This is a genomic window from Streptomyces sp. NPDC031274 (genome assembly GCF_055570235.1).
The window spans coordinates 1-2,217 of sequence record NZ_JBVIHP010000101.1 but is presented as its reverse complement, the minus strand read 5'-3'; the positions used below and the strand labels follow the sequence as shown (position 1 = coordinate 2,217).

Here is a 2,217-nt window from a genome sequence, read left to right as displayed (position 1 = left end):
CTGCGGCAGCCCGCTTACAGGCAGGGAAGCCCGCGCCGGACGGGGCTGGGGAGTTGGAGCGGCTGCGGGCCTTCGCGCGCCAGGCAATGCACCGGACGCACCCGCACACCATGGAGCGGCGCCGGGTGCTGGAGCTCCTGGGCGAGGACGGCCAGTTGGGCAACGCCCGCACGATCGAGTACTCCACTGGTGACGTCATCTGGTGCACGCGTGAGGCCGGCCATTACGACCCGGGGGGGGCAGGCCCGAGGGTGAGGATCCGGGCGGCTGGCATCTGTGCAACGGCCGCCGATGGATGGATGACCGGCCCTACAACCACCCGCACAAGTCCGCCTGACGACCCGGGGGGAAAGGCCACAAGGAGAGGCTAGGAAATGCCTGCAATTCAGCTACGGGACCACCAGGTGGACGCGAATGTGCGTATCCGTAGGTGGGTGGGATTCCCTGCAAGGTCATCAATGCCCCCTCGGGGGGCGCGTGCCACCGTCGTGTCAGCGACCGGGTCCGGGAAGACGATCACGGCCGCGTGGGCTGCGCTGGAGTGCTTCCGGGGCGGGCGGATCCTCGTCATGGTCCCCACCCTCGATCTGCTCGTGCAGACCGCCCAGGCGTGGCGCAGGGTCGGCCACACGGGGTCGATGGTCGCGGTGTGCTCGCTGGAGAAGGATGACGTCCTTGAGCAGCTCGGGGTGCGCACCACCACCAATCCGATCCAGCTCGCGCTGTGGGCCGGGCGCGGGCCTGTGGTGGTGTTCGCCACGTACGCCTCTCTCGTGGACCGTGAGGACCCCGAGGACTGGTCGGGGCGGCGGAAGGTGCGCGGGCCGCTGGAGGCCGCTCTGGCGGGCGGGGAGCGGCTGTATGGCCAGTCGATGGCCCCGTTCGACTTCGCGGTAGTTGACGAAGCCCACGGAACGACTGGTGATCTTGGTCGGCCGTGGTCGGCGATTCACGACAACAGCCGCATCCCGGTCGACTACCGGCTCTACCTGACCGCGACCCCGCGCATCCTCGCCTCGCCCCGGCCGCAGCGGGGCAAGGACTGTGAGGAACTGGAGATCGCTTCGATGCGAAGCGACCCCGAAGGACCCTACGGCGAATGGATTTTCGAGCTTGGGCTCTCGGAGAGCATCGAGCGCGGAATTTTGGCGGGGTTCGAGATCGACGTGCTGGAGATCCGGGACCCCTCCCCCGTTGCCGGGCTGTCGGAAGAGGCGCTGCGGGGGCGGCGCCTGGCGCTCCTGCAGACCGCGCTCCTGGAGCACGCCGCCCGGTGGAACCTCAAGACGGTGATGACGTTCCACCAGCGGGTCGAGGAGGCCGCCGCGTTCGCGGAGAAGCTGCCGCAGACGGCAGCCGAGCTGTACGTCAACGACGCCTCGGACGAGGACCTGGAGGCCGCGGAAGAACTGCCGAAGTCGTCGATCGACGCGGAGTTCTACGAGCTGGAGGCCGGCCGTCATGTGCCGCCGGACCGGGTGTGGTCGGGGTGGCTGTGTGGCGACCACCGGGTGGCCGAGCGGCGCGAGGTCCTGGCGCAGTTCGCCAACGGCGTCGGCGCCGACGGCAAGCGGGTGCACCGGGCGTTCCTGGCAAGCGTTCGCGTTCTCGGTGAAGGCATCGACATCGTCGGCACCCGGGGAGTCGAGGCGATCTGCTTCGCGGACACCCGCGGCTCCCAGGTGGAGATCGTGCAGAACATCGGCCGGGCGCTCAGGCCGAATCCGGACGGCACCCAGAAGACGGCCAGGATCATCGTGCCGGTCTTCCTCCAGCCCGGCGAGGACCCGAAGGACATGGTGGCCAGCGCGAGTTTTGCACCCCTTGTAGCGGTGCTTCAGGGCCTGCGCAGTCATGATGAACGCCTGGTCGAGCAGCTCGCCTCGCGCGCCCTGTCCCGGGGTCGTGAGCAGCGGCGGGTGCACGTCCAGCGCGACGAGGAGGGCCGGATCGTCGGGACCGGCGGCGAGGACCAGGAGCACGACGACACGCAGGCCGCTGCCGAGTCCGCCCTGCTCCACTTCTCCAGCCCGCGCGACGCCGGCACCATCGCCGCGTTCCTGCGCACCCGCGTGTACCGGCCGGAGTCGCTGGTGTGGCTGGAGGGCTACCAGGCCCTGCTGCGCTGGCGGGAGGAGAACGGCATCACCGGTCTGCACGCGGTCCCGTATGACACCGAGACCGAGCTGGGCGTCACCGCTTTCCCCCTGGGGCGCT

General features: G+C 69.8%; 1 protein-coding gene and 1 pseudogene. Both read left to right on the top strand.

Annotated elements, in window-relative coordinates; translation table 11 throughout:
* Positions 1-371, top strand: a pseudogene (locus ACZ5CR_RS43845) (hypothetical protein); the annotation flags it as partial.
* 3 nt (positions 372-374) lie between these two features.
* Positions 375-2,217 (top strand): DEAD/DEAH box helicase family protein (locus ACZ5CR_RS43840; RefSeq protein ID WP_468868874.1); only part of this gene is annotated, 1,843 nt, incomplete at its 3' end.